The following is a 23,838-nucleotide window of genomic DNA, read 5'->3' as shown; positions in this document are numbered from 1 at the left end:
CCCGTTTCCGGCATTGCCTCAGTAGAGGATCCGCTGCGCCGGCGCCGGCGGATTCCACTGGTACAGCCAGGTCTCGGTCAGGGCGCGGCCCTTGTGCCGCAGGTACAGGCGGATGTCGATCTGGGTGGTGGACTCGTCCGGCGGCACCACGTCGAACATGGCGCGGTAGCCCTTGATCGCGTGCTGCGGGCGGGCGGAGATGGTCTCCAGGCGGCCGCGGCTGGTCTCCACCACCGCCTCGACCTCGGCGTTGGCCGTGGCCAGTGCCGCCAGCTCGCCGCCGGCGAAGTCCACCGCGAAGCGCCAGGAGAAGTACTCGCGTTTCCTGCCGACCACCCCGCCCAGGCCGGTGCGGGTGGCCACGCATTCGGCCAGCGGCGGCCGCGCCGGCGGGTGCGCGCCCCAGAACAGGCGGTAGCCGAACAGCAGCTCCTGGCCCGGCTGCGGCCTGGCCTCCGGGTTCCAGAACGCGACGATGTTGTCGAAGGTCTCGTCGACGGTGGGGATCTCCACCAGCTGCACCGAGCCGCGGCCCCAGCCGTGCTTGGGTTCCACCCACAGGCTCGGGCGCTTCTCGTAGAAGACGCCGTCGTCCTGGTAGTGGTCGAACTCGCGGTCGCGCTGCAGCAGGCCGAAGCCGCGCGGGTTGTCGTCGGCGAAGGCGTTGAAGCGCAGGTGCTCGGGGTTGCCCAGCGGACGCCAGATCCACTCGCCGCTGCCGGTGTGCATGGCCAGCCCGTCGCTGTCGTGGATCTCCGGGCGCCAGTCCCAGCCCATGCGGCGGTCGTTCTCGCCGACCTGGTACATGCTGGTCGCCGGGGCGATGCCCAGCCGCTCGATCTCCTTGCGCGGGTACAGCGCCGCGTCCACGTCCATCACCAGCGGCTCGCCCCTGGTGATCGCGAAGCGGTAGGCGCCGGCGACGCTGGGCGAATCCAGCAGGGCGTAGACCACCAGGGTCTCCGAGCCCGGCTGCGGGCGTTCCAGCCAGAATGCGGTGAAGTCGGGGAATTCCTCCGGGCGCGGCATGCCGGTGTCGATCGCCAGGCCGCGCGCGGACAGGCCGTACTGCATGCTCGCGCCGACCGCGCGGAAATAGCTGGCGCCGAGGAACGCGGCCCAGTCGCGGCGCACGTCGTCCGGCGAGTTCAGGCGGAAGCCGGCGAAACCCAGGTCCTTCGGCAGGCGCTTGCCGTCGAGGCCACTGCGGCCGTAGTCGAACATGCCCGGGTCGTAGGCCAGTTCCTGCGCCTGGCCGCCGGCCACTTCGAACATGCGCACCGGCCGCTTGAAGTACAGGCCCAGGTGGAAGAACTTGGCCTGGAAGCGCGAGCCGGGCAGGTCGCCCCACAGCGCGTGGTCCTGGCGGAAGCCGATCGACTGGTACTGGTCCCAGTCCAGCGCCGCCACCGACGGTGGCAGCGACTCGCTGCGCGGCTGGTAGGGACGTCCGGCCAGGGCGCGGGCATGGCCCTTGAGCCAGGCGTAGTCGAAGGGGTGGCGCTGGCCGAGCGGCAGCGGCGCGGCCGCGGCGGTCAGCAGCGGAAGCGGCAGGCCCGCGGCGGCAAGCATGGCGGCCGTGCGGCCCAGGAACTGGCGTCGGTGCATGGGCGCGATCGGAGTGGGAAGGGGCGCGTCATCTTAAGCACCCGCCGCGGGCCATGGCTGGCGCGGCTTCCCCCTGTTCAGCAAACGGCAACACCGGCTGGCCGGCAGGACCACGGCCGGGCCGGCAGGCGGGCAGCGTCCCTGGCCGCGGCCGGCAGCGGCCTGCCGCCACGGGCTTGCTGGCCGCGCCTTCAGCGCTGGCAGCGCGGGCACCAGGCGCTCGTGCGCTGGCCGATGCTGGCCTCGCGCAGCACGCTGCCACAGGCCGGGCAGGGCAGGCCGCCGCGGCCGTAGACCGAAAGCTCCTGCTCGAAGTAGCCGGGCGCGCCGTCGGGGTTGAGGAAGTCGCGCAGGGTGGTGCCACCGCGGGTGATGGCGTGGGCCAGGATCTCCTTCACCGCGTCGGCCAGGGCCACGTAGCGGGCGCGGGAAACCTTGCCGGCCGCGCGCAGCGGCGAGATGCCGGCGCGGAACAGGCTCTCGGCGGCGTAGATGTTGCCCACGCCCACCACGATCCGCTGGTCCATCAGGAACGCCTTCACCGGCGCGCTGCGGCCGCGGCTGCGCGCATACAGCCAGTCGCCGTCGAAGTCGCCGGAAAGCGGCTCGGGGCCCAGGCCCTGCAGCAGCTCGTGCACGGTGCCGGCCGGCTGCCACAGCAGGCAGCCGAAGCGGCGCGGATCGGTGAAGCGCAGTACCCGGCCCGAGTCCAGGCCGATGTCGACGTGGTCGTGGACGTTCACCGGCGTTCCGGACGGCAGCACGCGCAACATGCCGGACATGCCCAGGTGCAGCAGGGCGCTGTCGCCGGCGTCGGTATCCAGCAGCAGGTACTTGGCGCGGCGCCGCACCGCGGCGATGCGGCGCCCGGGCAGCTCGCGGGCGACCTCCGGCGGGATCGGCCAGCGCAGGTCCGGACGGCGCAGGGTCACCGCGGTGACCCGCCGGCCCTCCACGTGCGGGGCCAGGCCGCGGCGGGTGGTCTCGACCTCGGGCAGCTCGGGCATGGTCTCAGCCCGCCGCCGCCAGGTAGCGGACCCCGTCCTCCTGGTGGTCCTGCCAGACCCGCACCGGGCCGCCGAACACCTGCGACAGGCGCTCGCCCGTCAGCATGTCCGCCGGGGCGCCGTCGCCGACGATGCGCCCGCCCTGCATCAGCACCACCCGGCCGATCTCCGGCACGATTTCCTCGACGTGGTGGGTGACCAGGACCAGGGTCACCCCCTCGCGGGCCAGGCCACGCAGGCTTGCCAGCAGGTGGCCGCGGGCGACCAGGTCCAGCGCTGTGCTGGGCTCGTCCAGCAGCAGGGCCTGCGGGCGGTTGACCAGGGCGCGGGCGATCAGCACCCGGCGCTGCTCGCCGGCCGACAGCTCGGCGTAGCAGCGGCGGCGCAGGGGCAGGGCATGGGCGCGCTCCAGCGCCTCGGCGGCGCGCTCGCGCTGGTGGTCCTCGATTTCCCTGAACGGCGGCAGGGCAAAGCTGGCGAACAGCCCGCCCAGCACCGCGTCCTCGACGCTCAGCCCGTCCAGGCCGGCCAGGGTGGCGCCGAAGTCGCCGGTGACGATGCCCAGCTGCGAACGCAGCCGGTCCACCTGCCAGCGCGCCTGCCCCAGCACCCGCACCGGGGCCTCGCCGGCGCGCGCCAGCGGGTACAGCTCGCGGGTGATGAGCTTGATCAGGGTGGACTTGCCGCAGCCGTTGGGGCCGAGGATGGCGGTGTGGTCGCCCTGGTCGATGCGCAGGGACAGGCTGTCGAGGACCTTCACCTGGCCGCGCACCACGCTGGCGCGGTCCAGTTCGATCAGCGGCGGCAGGGGGGCGGTCTGGGCCAGGGGGGAGGATGCGGACATGTCGATGTTTCCTGAACGGCAGCAGCCGCCAGGACGCGGACCGTGCGGTGCAGGATGAAGTTTGCCGGAGGAGGGCCCATCATGTCCCGGCCGGACCCTGGTCCGGTCCGTTCCGCTACCGCGAGTCCCACCGGCGATGTCCGATTCCGTTATCCAGTTCCTCACTTCCGGCGTTGTCGGCCTCGGCTGGCTTGGCCTGCTGGCCGTGCTGCTGGTCTTCACCCAGCTGACGATCTTCTCCGTCACCCTTTACCTGCACCGCAGCCAGGCCCACCGCGGCGTGGACTTCCATCCCGCCATCGCCCATTTCTTCCGCTTCTGGACCTGGCTGACCACCTCGATGATCACCCGCGAGTGGGTGGCCATCCATCGCAAGCACCACGCCAAGGTCGAGACCGAGGAAGACCCGCACAGCCCGCAGACCCGCGGCATCGGCAAGGTGTTCTGGGAGGGCGTGGAGCTGTACCGCGAGGCCCGCCGTGACCGCGCCAGCATCGAGCAGTACGGCAAGGGCGCGCCGGACGACTGGATCGAGCGCCACCTGTACACCCCGCACGCCAACCTCGGCCCGACCCTGCTGCTGCTGGTGAACTTCACCCTGTTCGGCCTGCCGGGCATCGCCATGTGGGCGATCCAGATGGCCTGGATCCCGTTCTGGGCCGCCGGCGTGGTCAACGGCCTGGGCCACTGGTGGGGCTATCGCAACTTCGAATCCTCCGACACCTCGACCAACCTCACCCCGTGGGCGTTCTGGATCGGCGGCGAGGAGCTGCACAACAACCACCACGCCTTCCCGTCCTCGGCGCGCTTCTCGATGCGCCGCTGGGAATTCGACATCGGCTGGGCCGCGATCAAGGGCCTGGAGAAGCTGGGCCTGGCCAAGGTGCTGCGCGTCGCGCCGAGCCTGGACATCCGCCCCAACATCGCCGTGCCGGACACCGAGACCCTGCGCGCGCTGCTGTCGCACCGCTTCCAGGCCATGACCGACTACCGCCGCAACGTGCTGATGCCGGCCCTGCGCGAGGAAGCCGCCGCCGCCGGCGCGCGCATGCGCGAGCTGCTGCCGCGGCGCATGCGTCGCGGCCTGGTCGACGATGGCCGCTGGCTCAAGCCCGACGCCCGCGAGCAGCTGCAGCAGTGGGTGCAGCAGCGCCCGCGGATCAAGGCCTTGGTCGAATACCGCGCGCGCCTGGCCGAGGTGCTGGAAGCGCGCAGCAACGACGCCGCCGAGCGCCTGCGCCAGCTGCAGGCCTGGTGCCAGGAGGCCGAGGCCTCCGGCATCCGCGCGCTGCAGGAGTATTCGATGCGGCTGAAGGGCTACGCCCTGGCGCATTGATGCAGCGCCCGTCGCGCCTTGCCTGCCGCAGGCCCGGGCGTACCCGCCCGGGCCTGTTGCCATGGGCGCTGCTGGCCTTCGCCGGCGCGGCCGGCGCCCAGGTCGAGCGTACCTCCGAGTACCTGGCGCGCATGGACAGCGATGGCGACGGCCGGGTCTCGCAGGAGGAGTACGTGGCCTGGATGGGCTATGCCTTCGAGCGCATGGACCGCGACGGCGACGGCGTGCTCTCCCCGGCCGAGCAGCCCGGCGGCAAGGGCCGGCCGATCAGCCTGGAGGAACACCGCCGCCGCCTGGCCGAGCGCTTCGCGCGCCAGGATGCCAACGGCGACGGCTACCTCGACGCACGCGAGCTGGCCGCGCCGCCGCGCTGACCCCCCTCTACCGCCCAAAGCGGCACGGGCCCTCCACCCCACGCCCTCTTTCCGCAGGGAGAGGGGAGTCACTCGCGCGGCGGATCGGCCACCGGCTGTCCGTGCTGCAGCAGCCACAGCATGATCGCCTTCTGCCGCACGTAGTTGGCGCGCACGTAGGCGTACACCAGACCGCGCCAGCCGTCGAGGAAGCCGGCGCGCAGCACGTAGCCGCGCCAGAAGCGCCACGCCGGGGACAGCACCAGCTTGGTCCAGGACGCGCGCTTGCCGCGCGCGAACTCGTGCTCGGCCATCATCCTTGCGTAGCGCTGGGTCTTGGCCAGCTGCTGCTCCAGCGAGCGGTAGGGATAGTGGATGAGGTCGCCGCGCAGGGTGCGCACCGGGCCGTCGACGCTTGCGGCCTCGTGGATCTCGCGCTGGCCGCGCCAGCCGCCGCGGCGGCGGTCGAACAGGCGCAGCACCCGGTCCGGGTAGGCGTTGCCGTGGCGCAGGAAGCGGCCGAAGTAGTCCGACAGCCGCGGGAAGCGGTAGCCGGCCGCGCCGGCGAAGCCGGTCGCGCGCGCGGCCAGGATCGATTCGCGCAGCTCCGAGCTGACCCGCTCGTCCGCGTCCAGGCACAGCACCCAGTCATGGCGGGCCTGCTCCACCGCGAACTGCTTCTGGCTGCGGAAGCCGTCGAACGGCCGCTGCAGCACGCGCGCGCCAGCGGCCTCGCACAGCTGCACCGTGCCGTCGGTGGAGCCGGAATCCACCACCACGATCTCGTCGCAGAACGCCAGCGAGGCCAGGCAGTCGCCGATGCGGGCCGCCTCGTTGAACGCGATAATGCACGCCGACAGCGGCACGGTGCCGCCTTGCGAGGGGTCCGGCTGGGAGGCTGGAGTATTGATGGCGGACTACCTGCTGTTTGCGACCGAACGCTACGGGTTGCCCATTTTGCAACCGCTGGCCGACGCCTTGCACGCCCGCGGCCATGCGGTCCACGCGCTGCTGGCCGGCGGCGCGTCCGGCCTGCGCCTGCCGGCGCCGGTGCGCGCGGTGGACGCGCGCGGCGCGGCGCGGCTGCGGCCGCGGGCGGTGTTCAGCGCCTCCAACGAGGTCCCGACCTTCGTGGCCGGGGCCAAGGTGCAGCTGTTCCACGGCTTCAACGTGGAGAAGCGCGCCGACGGCCGCGGCCACTTCCGGGTACGCGGCCTGTTCGACCTGTACTGCACCCAGGGCCCGGCGACCACCGCCCCGTTCCAGGCGCTGGCCGCGCGGCTGCGCCATTTCGCCGTGGCCGAGACCGGCTGGCCCAAGCTCGATCCGCTGTTCCGCGACGATGGCGGCGCCGCCGCGGCCCTGTGCGCGCCGGCCGGCGGCCGTCCGGTGGTGATGTTCGCCTCCACCTTCACCGAGCGCCTGAGCGCGGCCCCGCACCTGTACGAGGCGATCGCCGCCCAGGTCGCCGAGGGCGGTCGCTACTGGCTGCTGACCCTGCATCCCAAGTGCGCGCCGGAGCTGTTCGAGCGCTACCGCGCCCTGGCCGGCGCCAATGCCGCCTTCGTCGAGCCCGAGCAGCTGGTCACCGCGCAGCGGGCCGCCGACGTGCTTCTGGCCGACACCACCTCGGTGGTGTCCGAGTTCGTGGTCCAGCACAAGCCGGTGGTGACCTTCCGCAACCGCGCGCCCAAGCCGCACATGATCGACTTCGACGACCCGGCCGCGCTGCCAGCGATGCTGGCGCGCGCGTTCGCGCCGGAGCCGGCGCTGCGCGAGGCGATCGCGGCCTACGCCGACGCGATCCATCCCTGGCGCGACGGCCGTTCCTCGGAGCGGGTGATCGACGCCACCGAAGCGCTGCTGCAGGCCGGGCTGCACACCCTGGCGCGCAAGCCGCTGGCCGCGCGCTGGCGCGCGCTGCAGATCCGCCGCGAGCTGGGTTACTGGGGTTTCTGACCCGCGGCCGCGCTCACCAGCGCAGGCGGCGCGCGGCCAGCATCCGCGCCAGCCGCGCCTGCAGCGCGCGTGCCTCGGCCTCCGGCAGGAAGCGGATCCGCAGCGGCGGCGCCATCGCCCCGGCGCCGGCGGTGTCCAGCAGCAGGCTGGCCGTGCCCAGCCAGCGGTCCAGCGGCGAGCGCTGCAGGCGCAGGGCCTGGATCTTGTCGACCTCGGCCATGCGCCACCAGCGCGACCACCAGCCGCCGCGCACCGCGACCAGGCGCGCGTCCACCGCGTAGCCCATCCATCCGGCCTGGCGCCGCGCGGCGTACGCCGACCACGGCAGCCAGGCCAGCACCAGCAGGCCCCAGGCGCCGAAGTGCCAGCACAGCACCGCGGCCAGCAGCAGGTTCCACGGCACGTTGGCGGCGAACAGCCGCCACCAGGCGCGTCGCGGCAGCGGCTTCCACTGCGGCGGCCACTGCAGTTGCGGGACCAGGTACCGCAGCAGTGCGTCGCAGGTTTCCGGCGGGGCGATCGGCGCCAGCTCGCGCAGCCTGCGCGGGTCGTTTTCCTGGCCGCCCACCGCGGTGTCGATGCGCAGGGAGCGGCGGCCGAACCAGCGGTGCAGCAGGGTTTCCTCCAGGTGCCAGGCCTGGATCCGGCGCGGCGCCACGCTGGTGCGCACGCGCGCCAGCAGGCCGCGCTCCACGGTCAACCGGCCCTGGTGCTCGACCAGGCGGAAGCCGTGGTACTGGACCAGGGCCAGGACCACCGACAGCAGGCGCAGCACCAGCACGAACGCCGCCGCGAAGGCGAGGACGCCGGCAGCCATCGCCAGCCAGCCCAGGTGCAGCGCCCCGGCGTAGCCCATCGCGCCGCGGAACCAGTCCTGCAGCAGGCCTGCAACGGCCTTCTCGGGGAACACCTGCCACACCAGGCCGAGGCCGGCGGCGAACACGATCATGCCGCGGTTGGAAACCAGGCCCAGGCGGACCACCTCGGCGGTGGACAGGGCCAGCAGCGGCGGATCGCACGGGGCCGGTGCCGTGGCCTCGGCCGGCAACGGGGCCGCGCCGCGGTCGCGCACCGCCTGCTCCAGCTCCAGCGCCCGGTCCAGGCCAAGCACGCGCATCTGCGCTTCCGGCTTCTGTCCGCCGGCCGCCTCCAGGCGCACCTCGGCCACGCCGAACAACCGGTGCAGCAGTCCCTGGTGCAGCACCACGTTGTGGATCCGCGCGTACGGGATCTGGCGCAGGTCCCGCCGCAGCAGGCCGGTGCGCACGCTGATGCCGTCGCGCCCGATCCGGTAGCGGTAGGTGAAGTACTGCAGGATCGAGATCGCGACCAGTACCGCCACGCCGATGAACGAGGCATACCCGGCGTATTCCCACGGCCCGGTGTCGCGGCGACCGGCGACCAGCAGCGCCAGCAGCGGCACCACGAACTGGCGCAGCTGCTGCAACAGCACGAACAGCCACGACCAGGGGTGGAGCCGGTGTTCGGGGGGCAGGCTGGCGTCGGCGTGGCTCACAGCGCGTCGTCGGTTTCGGTCTGGCGGGCCAGGCGATCGCGCAGCACTTCGGCGTCGGCGGCCGCCAGCAGGGGCAGTTTCACCGCGGCCATGCGGGTGCCGGCGGTGTGCACCACCAGGGTGGCCAGTCCCAGCCGCCGCTCCAGCGGGCCGCGCTCCAGGTCCAGGTGCTGGACCCGCGACACCGGGACCAGGGTCTCGGTCCGCCACAGCCCGCCGCGGCGGGTGGCGAAACCGTCCTCGTCCAGCTTCCAGGCGATGCGGCGGTGGCGGACCACCCCGAACAGCAGGCCCAGGGCGAGCATGGCCGCGACCACGATCGCCAGCGTGGCCGCGGGCGGCAGCGGCAGCACCTGGCTGGCGAGCACGCCCAGACCGCTGCCGGCGGCGGCGAAGGCCAGGCTGGTGCCACCGGCGTACAGCAAGGCACCGCGGCGCGGCAGCGGCTGCCAGTCGGCGGCCGGCAGGGCCGGCGACGCGGGCGGAAGGGCGGGGTGCGGCGAGTCGCTCAAGTTCGGCTCCGTCCGTGCTTCGGAAGCCGATCGTAAGCGCTCGCGGCCGGCGGCGGCAGCCGGCGCGGCTCAGCGCCGCTCGTACGGATTGGCCTCGCCGCTGCCGGGCGGACGCAGGGTGTAGCGCTTGTAGGTCCACTGGTACTGCGCCAGCGCGCGCCGGGCGATGCGCTCGACCTCGGCGTTGAGGCAGGCCACCGCGACGCCGGGGTCCGGGTCGCCGATCGCCGCCGGCGCCGGCTCCACGTGCAGCTCGAACTGCGGGCCGTCGCCAACCCGCTCGCACCAGGCCAGCAGCACGGTCGCGCCGGTACGCTCGGCCAGGCGCGAGAGCAGGGTCATGGTCAGCGCCTGCTTGCCGAAGAACGGGGCGAACTCGCCGTCGCCGGCCTTGGGCTGCTGGTCGGGCAGGATGCCGACCGCGCCGCCTTCCTTGAGCACCTTCCACAGCTGGCGCACGGCCGGGCCCTCGGCGCGTACCTGCTGCACGTTGTCGACCCCGCGCACCAGCTGCAGGAAGGCGTCGCCGGTGGCCGACTCCGGCGGCCGGTAGACCACCGCGATGCGCCCGCGCGAAGCCAGCCACTGGTTCAGCAGCTCCCAGTTGCCGAAGTGCGGTGCGGCCACGATCACGCCGCGGCCGGAGGCCAGCGCCGCGTCGTACAGCGCCTCGCCGTGGCGGGCGCGCAACAGCCGCAGGTTCTCCTCCGGCGGGCGGGTCCACAGCTTGAGCGTCTCCAGCGCCTGGCGCGCGGTGGTGCGCAGCACCTGGCGGTAAAGCTCCTCGCGCCGGGCTGGCGCCCAGTCCGGGAAGGCCAGCTCCAGGTTGCGCCGGGTGACCCGGCTCTCGCGCACGTCGCGCCAGCGCCAGAACGCGGCCACCAGGTCGCCGAGGCGGTACAGGACGGGCCACGGGAGCCTGCCCACGAGCGAGGCGAGGGCGTACAGGAAGCGGGCACGGCGTTGCGCTGACATCCGCCAAGTCTAGCGGGTCGGCCGCGGCGGCCGCGGCGGCGGGTGACAGCGGCGCGCCCAGGCCCGATGCTTGGGTGTCCCCGTCCTGCAGGAGAACCGCCCCGCATGCTTGCCCTGATCCAGCGCGTCACCCGTGCCTCGGTGGAGGTCGAAGGGGAGGTGGTCGGCCAGACCGGGCCGGGCCTGCTGGCCCTGGTGGGGGTGCAGCCGGGGGACGGAGAGGCGGAGGTGGCGCGGATGGCGCAACGGCTGCTCGGATACCGCGTATTCGCCGACGATGCCGGCAAGATGAACCGCTCGCTGCTCGATACCGGCGGCGGCCTGCTGCTGGTGAGCCAGTTCACCCTGGCCGCCGACACGCGCTCGGGCATGCGTCCCAGCTTCAGCACCGCGGCCGCGCCGGCGGAGGCTGAACGCGTGTTCAACCAGCTGGTGGCGGCATGCGACCGGCAGATCCCCGGCAGGGTGGAAACCGGCCGCTTCGGGGCCCATATGGTGGTGAGCCTGGTCAACGACGGGCCTGTCACCTTCCTCCTGCAGGCCTGAGCGGCTGAACGGTCGGTGGCTTAAGTCGTTGATGTGAAAGGCCGGAAGGGGCATGGACCCACCGGCCTGTTATAATGCTAGGTTCACTTCACCCCTTCCCAGAGACCGGTGGCGCCGCACATGGCCAACGAACGTCCAGCCCAATCCGAAATCAAGCAGCTCATCAGCAAGGGCCTGGAGCAGGGCTATCTGACCTATGCCGAGGTCAATGACCACCTGCCCGATGACCTCGTCGACCCGGAACAGATCGAAGACATCATCGGCATGATCAACGGCATGGGCATCGATGTCCATGAGGTTGCTCCGGACGTCGAGACCCTGCTGCTCAACGACGGCAACACCGGTGGCCGCGAGATCGACGACACCGCCGCCGAGGAAGCCGCCGCCGCGCTGAGCGCCCTGGATTCGGAGGGTGGCCGCACCACCGACCCGGTGCGCATGTACATGCGCGAGATGGGCACGGTCGAGCTGCTGACCCGCGAGGGCGAGATCGCCATCGCCAAGCGCATCGAGGAGGGCCTGAGCCAGGTCCAGGCCGCGCTGGGCGCGGTGCCGGCCTCGATCGAGACCCTGCTGGAGGAGTACGAGCTGCACAAGGCCGGCAAGAAGCGCCTGGCCGAGGTGGTGGTCGGCTTCAACGACATGCTCGACGAGACCCCGGAGCCGCCGGTGGTCGAGGACGCCGCCGAGGCGGTGGCCGACGACGTGGATGACGACGAGGAAGAGGTCGCCACCGACGACGAGGCCGATGCCGGCCCGACCGGCCCCGACCCGGCCGAGGTCGCGCGCCGCATGGAGCAGCTGGCCGCCGACTTCGCCAAGTTCAAGAAGGCCCACGCCAAGGGCGGCCCGCAGGACAAGAAGGTGGTCAAGCTGCGCGCCGAGATGGCCGAGCAGTTCATGACCTTCAAGCTGCCGCTGCCGCTGACCGACGTGCTGGTCAGGAAGCTGCGCGACGTGCTCAACGAGATCAAGGAGCGCGAACGCCGCGTGCTGCACCTGGCCACCAACGTCGCCAGGATGCCGCGCAAGGACTTCCTGCGTGCCTGGGAAGGCAACCAGGTCAACCTCGACTGGGTGGACGAGGTCCTCAAGCGCAAGCAGAAGTGGTCCTCGGCGCTGCGCGAGGTCAAGGACCAGATCGTCGCCGAGCAGCAGGCCACCATCGCCATCGAGCAGGCCATGTGCCTGGACCTGGCCGAGATCCGCGAGATTGGCCGCCAGCTCGCCTACGGCGAGGCCAAGGCGCGCAAGGCGAAGAAGGAGATGGTCGAGGCCAACCTGCGCCTGGTGATCTCCATCGCCAAGAAGTACACCAACCGCGGCCTGCAGTTCCTGGACCTGATCCAGGAGGGCAACATCGGCCTGATGAAGGCGGTCGACAAGTTCGAGTACCGCCGCGGCTACAAGTTCTCGACCTATGCCACCTGGTGGATCCGCCAGGCGATCACCCGCTCGATCGCCGACCAGGCGCGCACCATCCGCATCCCGGTGCACATGATCGAGACGATCAACAAGCTCAACCGCATCTCCCGCCAGATGCTCCAGCAGTACGGCCGCGAGGCCACGCCGGAGGAGCTGGCCAAGGAGATGGACATGCCCGAGGACAAGATCCGCAAGGTCATGAAGATCGCCAAGGAGCCGATCTCCATGGAGACCCCGATCGGCGACGACGAGGACTCGCACCTGGGCGACTTCATCGAGGACACCAACGTGGAGTCCCCGATCGACGCGACCACCAACACCAACCTGATGGAGACGGTGCGCGAGGTGCTCGCGGGCCTGACCCCGAGGGAGGCCAAGGTGCTGCGCATGCGCTTCGGCATCGACATGAACACCGACCACACCCTGGAGGAGGTCGGCAAGCAGTTCGACGTCACCCGCGAGCGCATCCGCCAGATCGAGGCCAAGGCGCTGCGCAAGCTGCGCCACCCGAGCCGCTCCGAGCAGCTGCGCTCGTTCCTGGACATCGACTGAAGCCCCTCCGGCCCCGGTCCTAGGCAAAGGCCCCGCCCCGGCGGGGCCTTTGTTTTTGCGCCGTCCCGGTGCTGGCTGGGCGCCGCCCGCTTCCACTACACTGCCGGACCGCGCCGCGGGCCTATAGCTCAACGGTTAGAGCAGGGGACTCATAATCCCTTGGTTCCAGGTTCGAATCCTGGTGGGCCCACCATATTCCCCCGAAGGCGCGCTAGTGCGACGACCTGGCCCTTGGGCCAGTTTGGTTCCCCTTGGGAAGTCCAAGCCCCCGGCCCCGGCAGTACGATCATCAAGCGCGTTCGGGCCACTCCACGGGCCATCGCCAGGACCGTGAGGGGAGTCACCTGGGCGTTCCTGGGGAGGCAATTGCGGGCAACCGGCTGCCGGTGTGTGGAGTCGACAGTCTTGGCCTCCGGGCCCACTGGCGATATACGTCGTGGAGAGCGCCTGGCTCATGCGCTGCTGCCCGGTTCGGCCGGGTGCAATGGCGTGGACCGGGACATCGTCAAAGGAAAAAAGCAGGATGGCAAACCAGAACGCTGCCAAGAGCGGCAACGGCGCCTCGCTGGGTTTCGAGGCCGACCTCTTCAAGACCGCCGACAAGCTGCGCGGCAACATGGAGCCCTCCGACTACAAGCACGTTGCGCTGGGGCTCATCTTCCTCAAGTACATCTCCGACGCCTTCGAGGCCAGGCACCAGGCACTGCTCACCGAAGACCCGGCCGCCGCCGAGGACCGCGACGAATACCTGGCAGAAAACGTGTTCTGGGTGCCGAAGCAGGCGCGCTGGTCGCACCTGCAGGCCAACGCGAAGAAGCCCACCATCGGCACCCTGATCGATGACGCCATGCGCGCCATCGAGAAGGAGAACGAATCCCTCAAGGGCGTACTGCCCAAGGACTACGCCCGGCCTGCGCTCAACAAGGTGATGCTGGGCGAGCTCATCGACCTGATCTCCGGCATTGCGCTGAACGAGGATGGCGACAAATCGAAGGACATCCTCGGCCGCGTGTACGAATACTTCCTCGGCCAGTTTGCCGGCGCCGAAGGCAAGCGTGGCGGCGAGTTCTACACCCCGCGCTCGGTGGTGCGCGTCCTGGTGGAAATGCTGGAACCCTACACCGGCCGCGTCTATGACCCCTGCTGCGGCTCCGGCGGCATGTTCGTGCAGTCGGACAAGTTCGTGCAGGAGCACGGCGGCCGCATCGGCGACATCGCCATCTACGGGCAGGAGAGCAACTACACCACCTGGCGCCTGTGCAAGATGAACCTGGCGGTGCGCGGCATCGACGCCGACATCCGCTGGAACAACGAAGGCAGCTTCCACAAGGACGAGCTGCGCGACCTCAAGGCCGACTTCATCCTCGCCAACCCGCCGTTCAACATCTCCGACTGGGGTGGCGAGCGCCTGCGCGAGGACGTGCGCTGGCAGTTCGGCGTGCCGCCCGCGGGCAATGCCAACTATGCGTGGCTGCAGCACATCCACCACCACCTGGCCCCCAACGGCACGGCGGGCGTGGTACTGGCCAACGGCTCCATGAGTTCACAGCAGAGCGGCGAGGGCGAGATCCGCAAGGCCATGCTGGAAGCCGACGTGGTGGACTGCATGGTGGCGCTGCCGGGCCAGCTGTTCTACTCCACCCAGATCCCTGCCTGCTTGTGGTTCCTGGCCCGCAACAAGAACCCCGGTAAGGGCCTGCGCGACCGACGCGGGCAGGTGCTGTTCATCGACGCCCGCAACATGGGCGTGATGGTGGACCGCACCCGGCGCGAGCTCACCGACGAGGAAATCAAAAAGATCGCCGACACCTACCACGCCTGGCGAGGCGAAAAGGACGCGGGCGAATACGCCGACGTGCCCGGCTTCTGCAAGTCCGCCACGCTGGACGACATCCGCACGCACGGCCACGTGCTCACGCCCGGGCGCTACGTGGGTGCGGCGGCGCAGGAAGACGACGGCGAGCCGTTCGCGGAAAAGATGGACCGGCTGGCGGCGCAGTGGCGCGAGCAGCGGGCGGAAGCGGCGCGGCTGGATGCGGCAATCGAGGCCAATCTGGAGGCGCTGGGCTTTTCAACGCCGCGTTGAATTCAGCCACGAACCCGTTTCATAATAAACGCTACGTGTAACAAGTAGCCCATCGCGGTTCATGATGAACACACCCCATCCCATGCGCTTCCGGGCCGGCCGCTACCAGCAACAGCCCGCCGGCTACCGGGCCTTCGTCCCTGCGCCCCTGCCGCCGGATCCGCCCCTGGACCTCTCCGGCCCGCTGCGCGAGCGCCTGTCGGAGGCCGACTACGCCTTGGGACGGCTGGACGGCGCCGTGCTCACGCTGCCCAACCCCGACCTGTTCGTGTTCATGTACGTCCGCAAGGAGGCCGTGCTCTCCAGCCAAATCGAGGGCACGCAAAGCTCCCTGCAGAACCTGCTGGCCGCCGAGGCGCAACTGTTCGACCCGGATACCCCCAGGGACGTGAACGAGGTGGCCAACTACGTGCGCGCCATGAACCATGGCCTGGCCCGGCTGGCCGACCTGCCCGTCTCCGTGCGCCTGATCCGCGAGATTCACGCCGAACTGATGCAGGGCGTACGCGGCGGACGCCTCGCGCCGGGCGAGCTGCGCACCAGCCAGAACTGGATCGGCCCCGGCGGCTGCACCCTGGCCGATGCCACCTTCGTTCCGCCCCCGCCGCACGAGGTGCCCGGCGCCCTGTCCGACCTGGAAAGGTTCCTGCACGACGGCGCCGGCCTGCCGCCCCTGATCCAGGTGGGGCTGGCACATGCCCAGTTCGAAACCATCCACCCCTTCCTCGACGGCAACGGCCGCGTGGGGCGCCTGCTCATCACCTTCCTGCTCACGGAAAAGCGCCTGCTCAGCAAACCGGTGCTTTACCTCTCGCACTACTTCAAGCAGCACCGCAGCGAGTACTACGAACGCCTGCAGGCCGTGCGTGACGCCGGGGACTGGGAAGGCTGGCTGGGCTTCTTCCTGGAAGGTGTGGTCAGCGTCAGCCGTGAAGCCGCCCGGACCGCCGCCGCCATCCTGCGCATGCGTGAAGAGTTCCGTGCCCGCATCACGGAAGGGCTGGGCCGGGCTGCGGCCAACGGTCAGCGTGTGATGGACCGCCTGTTCGACCACCCCATCGTCAACGTGGCCACCGTGCGCGAATGGCTGGACCTCACCCCCGCTGGCGCCAACCAGATCGTCAGCAGGCTGGAAGGCATCGGCCTGCTGCGCGAGATCACCGGCTATGCGCGCAACCGGCGGTTCGTGTTCGAGCCGTATTTGAGACTGTTTGATGAACAGAGGGAGGACGGCTATGGCGGATAGGTGGCGCGGGCAGCGGGCGGAGGCGGCGCGGCTGGATGCGGCGATTGAGGCCAACGTGAGGGAGCTTGGGTATGGCGGGTAGGTGGCCTTTGGTTCCAATTGGTGAAGTAGCAAAGGTATTTGATGGCCCGCATGCTACTCCCAAAACAATTGATGCAGGCCCAATATTCCTTGGAATAGGCGCTCTTCAAAATGGGCGCATAAATCTAAGGGAAACTCGGCATGTAACGCTGGAGGACTTCAAAACGTGGACCCGGCGCGTCAAGCCTCAAGCTGGTGACATCGTATTTTCTTACGAGACTCGCTTGGGAGAGGCGGCAATGATTCCAGAAGATTTCGAATGCTGTCTTGGCAGAAGAATGGGGCTGGTACGCACTGATCGCACGCGCCTTGATCCTCGCTTCTTTCTCTACACGTACCTTTCGCCTTATTTTCAGGATTTAATTCGAAGTCGAACCATTCATGGGGCTACAGTTGATCGTATCGCCCTGAAGGAATTTCCGTCTTTTCAGATTCCGCTTCCTGACATCCAGGTCCAACGCGCCATCGCCCACATCCTCGGCACGCTGGACGACAAGATCGAGCTCAACCGCAAGCAGAACGAAACGCTGGAAGCCATGGCCCGCGCCCTGTTCAAGGCGTGGTTTGTGGACTTCGAACCCGTGCGCGCCAAGATGGAAGGCCGCTGGCAGCGCGGCCAATCCCTCCCCGGCCTCCCCGCCCACCTCTACGACCTCTTCCCCGACCGCCTCGTCGAATCCGAGCTGGGGGAGATTCCGGAGGGGTGGGAAGTATCCGAGCTTGGTGGTTTTGTTGAGACAATAAAAGGGCGCTCATATAAAAGTGAGGAGTTGACGGAATCCACAACCGCACTCGTAACATTAAAATCTTTTGCTCGCGGGGGTGGCTATCGCACTGACGGCCTAAAACCGTTTACAGGAAAGCACAAACCAGAACAGATCATTGAGCCTGGCGAAGTTGTGGTTGCTTGCACAGATGTTACACAAGCGGCAGAACTTGTCGGTCGTGCTGCTATTGTGCGCAAGTCACGCAAATACCAAACCCTGGTTGCATCTCTGGATACGATGATTGTGCGACCACGGTCTGATCGTATAACGCGATCTTTTCTCTATCACCTTGGCCGATCCGACGCTTTCGTCGCGCATACATACTCACACACCACAGGGACAACGGTGCTGCACCTTGGGAAAGATGCGATCCCAACGTACAGATTCGCATTGCCACCAAGAGATCTTGTTCATCAGTTCGACGTCATAGCATCAAACGCACTTTCGCGAATCGATACCTTTGAGGAGGAATCGGAACGCCTTACTACTCTTCGTGACGTCCTGTTGCCCAAGCTGATCTCCGGCGAGTTGCGCATCGCCGATGCCGAAGCCTTCCTCAAGGGACGTGGCTGATGACCGAGACCATCCACATCTATTGCGACGAGTCCTGCCATCTGGAAAACGACGGCATGAACGCCATGGTGCTGGGGGCCTTGTGGTGCCCGGCGGAGCGGCAAAAGTCCTTGTCACGAAAGGTCAAGGCGCTGAAAGCTCAGTACGGTTTGCCGCCCGGATTCGAGATCAAGTGGGTCAAGGTTTCGCCGGGCAAGCTGCCGTTCTATCAGGCGTTATTGGACTTGTTCTTCGACGAACCTCTGCTGCGTTTTCGTGGCCTGGTGGTGCCGGACAAGCAGTTGCTGGATCACGGGCGCTTTGCTCAAAGCCACAATGATTTTTATTACAAGCAGTGGTACACGCTGCTCAACCGGTTGATCGATCCGGAAAAGCACTATCGGATCTTTCTAGACATCAAGGACACGCGGGGGCGCCGCAAGGTAGAGAAGCTGCACGAAGTCCTGTGCAATGCCAATTACGACTTTGATCGCAGCATCATCGAGTCGATCGAACAGGTGCAGTCCCACGACGTGCCGCTGCTGCAGTTGGCGGACTTGCTGATCGGTGCGCTGTCGTACGTGCACCGGGGTCTGCATGGCAGCCCGGCCAAGCAGGCGCTGGTGGCGCATATCCGGCATCGCAGTGGGCTGAGTCTGGAGCAAAACTCCCTGTGGCGGGCGGAAAAATTCAACCTGCTTGTCTGGAGGGCGCAGTCTTGATGTTGCCCCCTCCCTTGATTCCCTTGAGCGACTTTGCCGACTGGCAGGCGTATGAGGACGCGATCTACGCCATCTACCTGGAGACCGTGGCACACGCCGGCCTGACGTTCTGCGGCAACCCGGTCAAGGTGCGGTACATGCCGAAGACCAAGCGCAAGGGATACGGTTTCTGGCACCTGATTTCCGAAGCACCAGACCAGCGCAACCGCAATGAGGACGACCGCATTCCGGATCTGCGCCGTTGCGAGAGGGTGCGCTGGGTGGCGTGGTGCATCCAGAATGCGGATGCAGGCACACCCGGTTTTTCATGGTGGGAGAACGAGCGTTGGGGAGAAACCCACGTCGTCATCTGGGCGGAACAGCACGACTTCGCCGTGGTGCTGGCCAAGCGCCAGACCGCGCAGGGGCCGAGGTTCTATCTGCTGAAGACGGCTTACTGCCTGCGGGCGCACACGATCAGGAAGTTCAGAAAGGAGCGGGATGCATGGCTCGCAGCCCAGAACGACTGAAGCCCCGGCACATTGCTGTGCAAGGGCTTCGGATACTCCTTCTACACGTGGTAGATGAGCTGGCACAGAGTTTAACCCCGTCCGGGGGGTAGGTCAATCGGGAGGGGGATTGTGGGTTTCCTATCTGAAGCTGCGTTGGAGCAAGCGCTCCTGGACCAGCTGCACGGGCTCGGATACAGGATCGAACGCGAGGAGGACATCGGCCCCGACGGCCACCGGCCGGAGCGCGAGAGCCATGACGAGGTGGTGCTGCGCAGGCGGTTCGAGGACGCCGTCGAACGCCTGAACCCCGGCGTGCCGCCGGAGGCGCGGCAGGACGCGATCCGCAGGGTCGTACAGGCCGTGCGGGCCTCGCGGCTCGATGCGCATGATCCGCACGGCCTGATTTCCGGCACGCTGCGTATCTCCGGTGCCCAAGCCTTCCTCAAGGAACGTGACTTATGAACGAAGCTGGGCAACTCGTCATCTTCGAAGCTGAAAACGGTCCGGTCCAGGTGCGGCTGGAGGGAGAGACCGTGTGGCTGACGCAGGCGCAGATGGCCGAGCTGTTCGGCACTTCCAGTGACAACATCAGCCTGCACCTCAAGAACATTTACAAGGAGCGGGAGCTTCAGGAGGCGGCAACTACCGAGGATTTCTCGGTAGTTCGCCAGGAGGGCGCGCGGCAGGTACGACGCCGGCTCAAGCATTACAACCTCGACGCCATCATTTCCGTGGGGTATCGGGTCAGTTCCGTGAAAGCCACGCGCTTTCGCCAGTGGGCAACCACCGTACTGCGCGAGCACCTGACCCGAGGCTTCACCCTGAACCGCCAGCGCTTCGAGCGCAACGCCGCCGAGCTGGAAGCCGCGCTGCAGCTGGTGAGAAAGGCGGCTGCGGGCGAGGCGCTGACCGCCGATCAGGGCCGCGGGCTGGTGGACGTGATCGCGCACTACACCCAGACCTTCCTGTGGCTGCAACGCTATGACGAGGGGCTGCTGACCGCACCGGCGGGCAGTCCGGGCGGCGTGCTGCCGACACTGGACGAGGCCCGTGCCGCCATTGCGCGGCTGAAGGCTGATCTGATGGCGCGCGGCGAGGCTTCCGAGCTCTTCGGGCGCGAGCGCGGCGATGCCTTCGCGGCTCTGCTGGGTAACCTTGACCAGACCGTGTTCGGCGAGCCGGCCTATCCCACGGTGGAGACCAAGGCCGCGCACCTGCTGTATTTCGTCATCAAGAACCATCCGTTCGCGGACGGCAACAAGCGCAGCGGAGCCTTCCTGTTCGTGGACTTTCTGGCACGCAACGGGCGCCTGCTGCGCAACGGCGAACCGGTGATCAACGACGTGGGCCTGGCGGCGCTGGCGCTGCTGGTGGCGGAGTCCGACGCCAAGAACAAGGACGTGATGATCCGCCTGATCGAGAACATGCTCGCCCTGCCGGGCGGCAGGGAAGAGGGATAGACGCATGGCATTTCTGTCTGAGGCGGAGATCGAGAGCGCGTTGCTGGATCAGCTGCGCGCGCTCGGTTACAGCATCGAACGCGAGGAAGACATCGGCCCAGACGGCCACCGGCCGGAGCGCGAGAGCCACAATGAGGTGGTGCTGCGCAGGCGGTTCGAGGATGCCGTTGCCCGCCTGAACCCCGGGGTGCCGCCGGAGGCGCGGCAGGACGCGATCGGCAGGGTCACGCAGTCCGAACTGCCCGCCCTGCTCGAAGAGAACCGCCGCCTGCACAGGCTGCTGACGGAGGGCGTGGATGTCGAATACTACGCGGATGACGGCACGTTGACCGCCGGCAAGGTGGCGCTGATCGACTTCGAGGACCCGGAGAACAACGACTGGCTGGCGGTGCGCCAGTTCACGGTGATCAACGGCCGGAACACCCGCCGGCCCGACGTGGTGGTGTTCGTCAACGGCCTGCCGCTGGCGGTGATCGAGCTCAAGGCGCCGGGCAGCGGGAACGCCACGCTGGCCGGTGCCTTCAACCAGCTGCAGACCTACAAGCAGCAGATATCGCAGCTGTTCCACACCAACGCGCTGCTGGTCATGTCGGATGGCATCTCCGCCCGGGTGGGGTCGCTGTCCGCCGACCTGGAGCGGTTCATGCCGTGGCGCACCACGGACGGCAGGGAGGTCGCGCCCAAGGGGGCCCCGGAACTGCCGGTCCTGGTCGAAGGCGTGTTCGAGCACCGCCGCCTGCTCGAACTGCTGCGGGATTTCACGGTCTTTGGCGAAACGGGTTCCGGACTGGTGAAGATCATTGCCGGCTACCACCAGTTCCACGCGGTGAAGAAGGCCGTGGAGTCCACGGTGCGCGCGGCCATGCAGGTCCAGGAAGTGGACGAAGATCCCGCGGAATACGGTCTGCCCAGCGTGAAGTCCCAGCGCCCGGGCGACCGGCGCGCGGGGGTGATCTGGCACACGCAGGGCTCCGGCAAGAGCCTGCTGATGGCCCTTTACGCGGGGCAGCTGGTCAGGCACCCGGCGATGGAGAACCCGACCCTGGTGGTGCTGACCGATCGCAACGACCTGGACGACCAGCTCTTCGCCACCTTCTCCATGTGCCGTGACCTGATCCGGCAGACGCCGGTGCAGGCCGAGAGCCGCGAGCACCTGCAGGCGCTGCTGAACCGCGCATCGGGCGGCGTGATCTTCACCACCCTGCAGAAGTTCGGCGAAGTCACGGCGCCGCTGACCACCCGACGCAACGTGGTGGTCATTGCCGACGAGGCGCACCGCAGCCAGTACGGCTTCAGGGCCCGGGTGGACGTGAAGACCGGCGAAGTCTCCTACGGCTTCGCCAAGTACATGCGCGATGCCCTGCCGAACGCCTCCTTCATCGGCTTCACCGGCACGCCCATCGAGGCCGATGACGTCAACACCCCGGCGGTGTTCGGCCACTACATCGACATCTACGACATCAGCCGGGCGGTGGAGGACGGCGCCACGGTGCCGATCTATTACGAGTCCCGCCTGGCGCGCATCGAGCTGGACGAGGACGAGAAGCCCAGGATCGACGCCGAAGTGGAGGAGATCCTGGAGGACGAGGAAGAGACCGCCCGCGAACGCGCCAAGCAGAAGTGGGCCACCATCGAGGCGCTGGTGGGCGCGGAAAAGCGCCTGCGGCAGGTGGCCGCCGACATCGTGCAGCACTTCGAAAGCCGCGTGGCCGCGCTGGACGGCAAGGCCATGGTGGTGTGCATGAGCCGCCGCATCTGCGTGGCCCTCTACGACGAGATCGTCAAACTGCGCCCGGACTGGCACAGCCCGGACGACAACGCCGGGGTGGTCAAGATCGTGATGACGGGGGCGGCCAGCGACCCGCCCGAGTGGCAGCCGCACATCGGCAACAAGGCCCGGCGCGACCTGCTGGCCAGGCGTGCCCGCGATCCGGACGATCCCCTGAAGCTGGTGATCGTGCGCGACATGTGGCTGACCGGCTTCGACGCGCCCTGCATGCACACCATGTACGTGGACAAGCCGATGCGCGGCCACGGCCTGATGCAGGCCATCGCGCGCGTCAACCGCGTGTTCCGCGACAAGCCCGCCGGCCTGGTGGTGGACTACATCGGCATCGCGCAGAACCTGAAGTCGGCGCTGGCGCAGTACTCGCCCAAGGACCGCGAGAACACCGGCATCGACGAGGCCGAGGCCATCGCGGTGATGCTGGAGAAGTACGAGGTCGTGCGCGGCATGTTCCATGGCTTCGACTACGCCACGGCGTTGAGTGGAACACCGCAGGAGCGGCTGGCAGTGATGGCGGAGGCCATCGAATGGGTGCTGGACATGCAGCAGCGGCTGGCGGCGCAGGAGACTACGGACGAGGGCAAGAAAAAAGCTCATCGCCGCTACCAGGACGCCGTGCTGGCCCTGTCCAGGGCCTATGCCCTGGCCGCCGCCTCGGACGAGGCACGCGCGATCCGCGAGGAGGTCGGCTTCTTCCAGGCCATCCGTGCCGCACTGGTCAAGAGCGGCACCGGACCGGGCCCGACCCGGCAGGAGCGCGAGCTGGCCATCCAGCAGATCGTCAGCCGCGCCGTGGTCTCCACCGAGATCGTGGACATCCTGAAGGCCGCCGGGCTCAGGAGCCCGGACATCTCCATCCTCTCGGACGAGTTCCTGGCCGAGGTGCAGCAGATGGAGAAGAAGAACCTGGCGCTGGAGGCCCTGCGCAAGCTCATCAACGACGGCATCCGCTCGCGCAGCAAGGCCAACGTGGTGCAGACGAAGGCGTTTTCGGAGCGACTGGAGGATGCGGTGGCCCGCTACCACGCCAACGCCATCAACACGGCCGAGGTACTGCAGGAGCTCATCCAGCTGGCCAAGGACATCCGCGCGGCCCACCAGCGCGGCGAGGAGTCCGGCCTGTCGGACGAGGAATACGCCTTCTACATGGCGTTGGCCGAGAACAACAGTGCGGTTGAAGTAATGGGAAATGATCAGCTCATGGTGATTGCCCACGAGCTGCTGGTGAGCCTGCGCGAGAACGTGACGGTGGACTGGGCGCACCGGGAATCGGCCCGCGCCCGCATGCGGGTGCTGGTCAAGCGCATCCTGCGCAAGTACGGCTATCCGCCCGACCTCCAGGATGCTGCCGTGCAGACGGTGTTGCGGCAGGCCGAGGCATTGTCGTCGACCTGGTCATTGTCGCGTCACGGGGCAACAGCCTGAACGGCCGACAGGGGGTAGGGATGAGGTGCGCAAGCGGTCCAGCCCTCGCTCCTCTCTGCAGCGCCAAGTTACTGACGTAGCGTGCTTTTGTTGGCTCGCATGCGCTTGTAAGTGATTAATTTTCCTGGATATGAGGTGGTGGCGACGGACTCATAATCCCTTGTTCCCTGGCTCGAATCCTGTTGGGCCCACACCCGCCGCCGACGGCGGGCGGCAGCCACAATTCGCCACCGCGGTCGCGGTTTGGCGCATGGTGCATTGCGCAATGCCACGCCGCTGGCATCATCGGACCGACGACGCCCTGCGCGCCTGCGTGCCGCCGGAGCCGCGTAACGCCGCATGGAACACTGGATCCCGCGGCGCGTGTCGGGTTTTTCCTGACATTTTCAGGAGTTTCCTGACAGCGCCCGCCGGCGTTCTTTCACATAATTCCCGGCGCCAGCGTGCAGGCGCCCTGGACATTCCCCCGGGCGCCAATCCCCTGCACACCGCCCAAATCCCCTTTCGGCGGCCAGCTGGTCTCGGTCCATGAAGGACCGAGGATGGAGATCCGCGCGGCCTCCCCAGCCGCGCACGCCGGATGCCGCCA

At 68.4% G+C, this 23,838-nt stretch carries 20 protein-coding genes and 1 tRNA gene; 14 read left to right on the top strand and 7 right to left on the bottom strand.

Annotated features, from left to right (window positions below):
- Nucleotides 1–18 precede the first annotated feature (18 nt).
- The 3 genes from EIM47_RS13420 to EIM47_RS13410 all read right to left on the bottom strand — a co-directional run bounded on the left by EIM47_RS13420 (nucleotide 19) and on the right by EIM47_RS13410 (nucleotide 3,459).
- Nucleotides 19–1,608, bottom strand: coding sequence for a glucan biosynthesis protein D (locus EIM47_RS13420; protein ID WP_125077186.1), 1,590 nt, complete (start codon nucleotides 1,606–1,608; stop codon nucleotides 19–21).
- Nucleotides 1,609–1,799: 191 nt separating this feature from the next.
- Nucleotides 1,800–2,615, bottom strand: coding sequence for a bifunctional DNA-formamidopyrimidine glycosylase/DNA-(apurinic or apyrimidinic site) lyase (gene mutM / locus EIM47_RS13415; RefSeq protein WP_125077185.1), 816 nt, complete (start codon nucleotides 2,613–2,615; stop codon nucleotides 1,800–1,802).
- Nucleotides 2,616–2,619: 4 nt separating this feature from the next.
- Nucleotides 2,620–3,459: an ATP-binding cassette domain-containing protein gene (locus EIM47_RS13410; RefSeq protein WP_019397164.1), complete on the bottom strand. Its 840-nt coding sequence runs from the start codon at nucleotides 3,457–3,459 to the stop codon at nucleotides 2,620–2,622.
- A 136-nt stretch (nucleotides 3,460–3,595) separates the two neighbouring features.
- On the opposite strand from EIM47_RS13410, the gene EIM47_RS13405 reads away from it, so the two are divergent.
- On the top strand, nucleotides 3,596–4,795 hold the full coding sequence (locus tag EIM47_RS13405) for a fatty acid desaturase (RefSeq protein ID WP_019397165.1): 1,200 nt from the start codon (nucleotides 3,596–3,598) through the stop codon (nucleotides 4,793–4,795).
- Complete coding sequence (locus tag EIM47_RS13400) at nucleotides 4,795–5,169, top strand: EF-hand domain-containing protein (RefSeq protein WP_125077184.1); 375 nt, start codon at nucleotides 4,795–4,797, stop codon at nucleotides 5,167–5,169. The genes EIM47_RS13405 and EIM47_RS13400 overlap by 1 nt, the downstream gene beginning before the upstream one ends.
- Nucleotides 5,170–5,237: 68 nt before the next feature.
- Here the strand turns inward: EIM47_RS13400 and EIM47_RS13395 are convergent, their stop codons facing one another.
- Nucleotides 5,238–6,014, bottom strand: coding sequence for a glycosyltransferase family 2 protein (locus tag EIM47_RS13395; RefSeq protein ID WP_125077183.1), 777 nt, complete (start codon nucleotides 6,012–6,014; stop codon nucleotides 5,238–5,240).
- Between the two features lie 40 nt (nucleotides 6,015–6,054).
- Here EIM47_RS13395 and EIM47_RS13390 point away from each other — a divergent pair, with 40 nt between their 5' ends.
- Entirely contained in the window at nucleotides 6,055–7,107 is a 1,053-nt protein-coding gene (locus EIM47_RS13390) for a CDP-glycerol glycerophosphotransferase family protein (protein ID WP_199728411.1), read from the top strand.
- A 13-nt stretch (nucleotides 7,108–7,120) separates the two neighbouring features.
- Here the strand turns inward: EIM47_RS13390 and EIM47_RS13385 are convergent, their stop codons facing one another.
- From EIM47_RS13385 to EIM47_RS13375, 3 genes are all read right to left on the bottom strand, one after another.
- Nucleotides 7,121–8,623, bottom strand: a complete 1,503-nt coding sequence (locus tag EIM47_RS13385) for a PH domain-containing protein (RefSeq protein WP_125077181.1) — start codon at nucleotides 8,621–8,623, stop codon at nucleotides 7,121–7,123.
- Complete coding sequence (locus EIM47_RS13380; protein ID WP_125077180.1) at nucleotides 8,620–9,135, bottom strand: PH domain-containing protein; 516 nt, start codon at nucleotides 9,133–9,135, stop codon at nucleotides 8,620–8,622. The genes EIM47_RS13385 and EIM47_RS13380 overlap by 4 nt, the downstream gene beginning before the upstream one ends.
- Nucleotides 9,136–9,204: 69 nt before the next feature.
- Nucleotides 9,205–10,110, bottom strand: coding sequence for a lauroyl acyltransferase (locus tag EIM47_RS13375; RefSeq protein ID WP_026010199.1), 906 nt, complete (start codon nucleotides 10,108–10,110; stop codon nucleotides 9,205–9,207).
- A 105-nt stretch (nucleotides 10,111–10,215) separates the two neighbouring features.
- Between EIM47_RS13375 and dtd the strand changes: the two genes are divergently transcribed.
- The 11 genes from dtd to EIM47_RS13320 all read left to right on the top strand — a co-directional run bounded on the left by dtd (nucleotide 10,216) and on the right by EIM47_RS13320 (nucleotide 23,249).
- Nucleotides 10,216–10,656, top strand: a complete 441-nt coding sequence (dtd, locus tag EIM47_RS13370) for a D-aminoacyl-tRNA deacylase (RefSeq protein ID WP_028915234.1) — start codon at nucleotides 10,216–10,218, stop codon at nucleotides 10,654–10,656.
- Nucleotides 10,657–10,776: 120 nt separating this feature from the next.
- Complete coding sequence (rpoD, locus tag EIM47_RS13365) at nucleotides 10,777–12,633, top strand: RNA polymerase sigma factor RpoD (RefSeq protein WP_019397173.1); 1,857 nt, start codon at nucleotides 10,777–10,779, stop codon at nucleotides 12,631–12,633.
- A gap of 117 nt (nucleotides 12,634–12,750) precedes the next feature.
- Nucleotides 12,751–12,826 (top strand) — tRNA-Ile (locus EIM47_RS13360).
- A 330-nt stretch (nucleotides 12,827–13,156) separates the two neighbouring features.
- Entirely contained in the window at nucleotides 13,157–14,719 is a 1,563-nt protein-coding gene (locus tag EIM47_RS13355; RefSeq protein ID WP_125077179.1) for a class I SAM-dependent DNA methyltransferase, read from the top strand.
- A gap of 82 nt (nucleotides 14,720–14,801) precedes the next feature.
- The gene (locus EIM47_RS13350) at nucleotides 14,802–15,965 is read left to right on the top strand and encodes a Fic family protein (protein WP_125077209.1); all 1,164 of its coding nucleotides are present in this window, start codon (nucleotides 14,802–14,804) and stop codon (nucleotides 15,963–15,965) included.
- A 71-nt stretch (nucleotides 15,966–16,036) separates the two neighbouring features.
- Nucleotides 16,037–17,386 carry a restriction endonuclease subunit S gene (locus tag EIM47_RS13345; RefSeq protein ID WP_125077178.1) on the top strand — a complete coding sequence of 450 codons (1,350 nt, stop codon included), beginning with the start codon at nucleotides 16,037–16,039 and terminating at the stop codon, nucleotides 17,384–17,386.
- Nucleotides 17,386–18,087 (top strand): DUF3800 domain-containing protein, encoded by a 702-nt coding sequence (locus EIM47_RS13340; RefSeq protein WP_125077177.1) that lies wholly within the window; start codon nucleotides 17,386–17,388, stop codon nucleotides 18,085–18,087. The genes EIM47_RS13345 and EIM47_RS13340 overlap by 1 nt, the downstream gene beginning before the upstream one ends.
- A 23-nt stretch (nucleotides 18,088–18,110) precedes the next feature.
- Complete coding sequence (locus EIM47_RS13335; protein ID WP_240626241.1) at nucleotides 18,111–18,596, top strand: hypothetical protein; 486 nt, start codon at nucleotides 18,111–18,113, stop codon at nucleotides 18,594–18,596.
- A gap of 111 nt (nucleotides 18,597–18,707) precedes the next feature.
- Complete coding sequence (locus EIM47_RS13330) at nucleotides 18,708–19,040, top strand: type I restriction endonuclease (RefSeq protein ID WP_125077175.1); 333 nt, start codon at nucleotides 18,708–18,710, stop codon at nucleotides 19,038–19,040.
- Nucleotides 19,037–20,038 carry a RhuM family protein gene (rhuM, locus tag EIM47_RS13325; protein WP_125077174.1) on the top strand — a complete coding sequence of 334 codons (1,002 nt, stop codon included), beginning with the start codon at nucleotides 19,037–19,039 and terminating at the stop codon, nucleotides 20,036–20,038. The genes EIM47_RS13330 and rhuM overlap by 4 nt, the downstream gene beginning before the upstream one ends.
- Before the next feature lie 4 nt (nucleotides 20,039–20,042).
- Nucleotides 20,043–23,249, top strand: a complete 3,207-nt coding sequence (locus EIM47_RS13320) for a type I restriction endonuclease subunit R (protein ID WP_125077173.1) — start codon at nucleotides 20,043–20,045, stop codon at nucleotides 23,247–23,249.
- Nucleotides 23,250–23,838: the final 589 nt, after the last annotated feature.

Source organism: Pseudoxanthomonas sp. SGT-18, assembly GCF_003931645.1.
In the GTDB taxonomy this organism is placed as follows: Bacteria; Pseudomonadota; Gammaproteobacteria; order Xanthomonadales; family Xanthomonadaceae; genus Pseudoxanthomonas.
Note: the sequence above shows the minus strand (reverse complement) of the source record. Positions and strands in the feature narration are given on the sequence as shown.

Excerpts from the sequence above, each read along its gene's own strand:
- EIM47_RS13420 (WP_125077186.1), bottom strand. The coding sequence starts at position 1,608 with ATGCACCGACGCCAGTTCCTGGGCCGCACGGCCGCCATGCTTGCCGCC.
- mutM (WP_125077185.1), bottom strand. The coding sequence starts at position 2,615 with ATGCCCGAGCTGCCCGAGGTCGAGACCACCCGCCGCGGCCTGGCCCCG.
- EIM47_RS13410 (WP_019397164.1), bottom strand. The coding sequence starts at position 3,459 with ATGTCCGCATCCTCCCCCCTGGCCCAGACCGCCCCCCTGCCGCCGCTG.
- EIM47_RS13405 (WP_019397165.1), top strand. The coding sequence starts at position 3,596 with ATGTCCGATTCCGTTATCCAGTTCCTCACTTCCGGCGTTGTCGGCCTC.
- EIM47_RS13400 (WP_125077184.1), top strand. The coding sequence starts at position 4,795 with ATGCAGCGCCCGTCGCGCCTTGCCTGCCGCAGGCCCGGGCGTACCCGC.
- EIM47_RS13375 (WP_026010199.1), bottom strand. The coding sequence starts at position 10,110 with ATGTCAGCGCAACGCCGTGCCCGCTTCCTGTACGCCCTCGCCTCGCTC.
- dtd (WP_028915234.1), top strand. The coding sequence starts at position 10,216 with ATGCTTGCCCTGATCCAGCGCGTCACCCGTGCCTCGGTGGAGGTCGAA.
- rpoD (WP_019397173.1), top strand. The coding sequence starts at position 10,777 with ATGGCCAACGAACGTCCAGCCCAATCCGAAATCAAGCAGCTCATCAGC.
- EIM47_RS13355 (WP_125077179.1), top strand. The coding sequence starts at position 13,157 with ATGGCAAACCAGAACGCTGCCAAGAGCGGCAACGGCGCCTCGCTGGGT.
- EIM47_RS13350 (WP_125077209.1), top strand. The coding sequence starts at position 14,802 with ATGCGCTTCCGGGCCGGCCGCTACCAGCAACAGCCCGCCGGCTACCGG.
- EIM47_RS13345 (WP_125077178.1), top strand. The coding sequence starts at position 16,037 with ATGGCGGGTAGGTGGCCTTTGGTTCCAATTGGTGAAGTAGCAAAGGTA.
- EIM47_RS13340 (WP_125077177.1), top strand. The coding sequence starts at position 17,386 with ATGACCGAGACCATCCACATCTATTGCGACGAGTCCTGCCATCTGGAA.
- rhuM (WP_125077174.1), top strand. The coding sequence starts at position 19,037 with ATGAACGAAGCTGGGCAACTCGTCATCTTCGAAGCTGAAAACGGTCCG.
- EIM47_RS13320 (WP_125077173.1), top strand. The coding sequence starts at position 20,043 with ATGGCATTTCTGTCTGAGGCGGAGATCGAGAGCGCGTTGCTGGATCAG.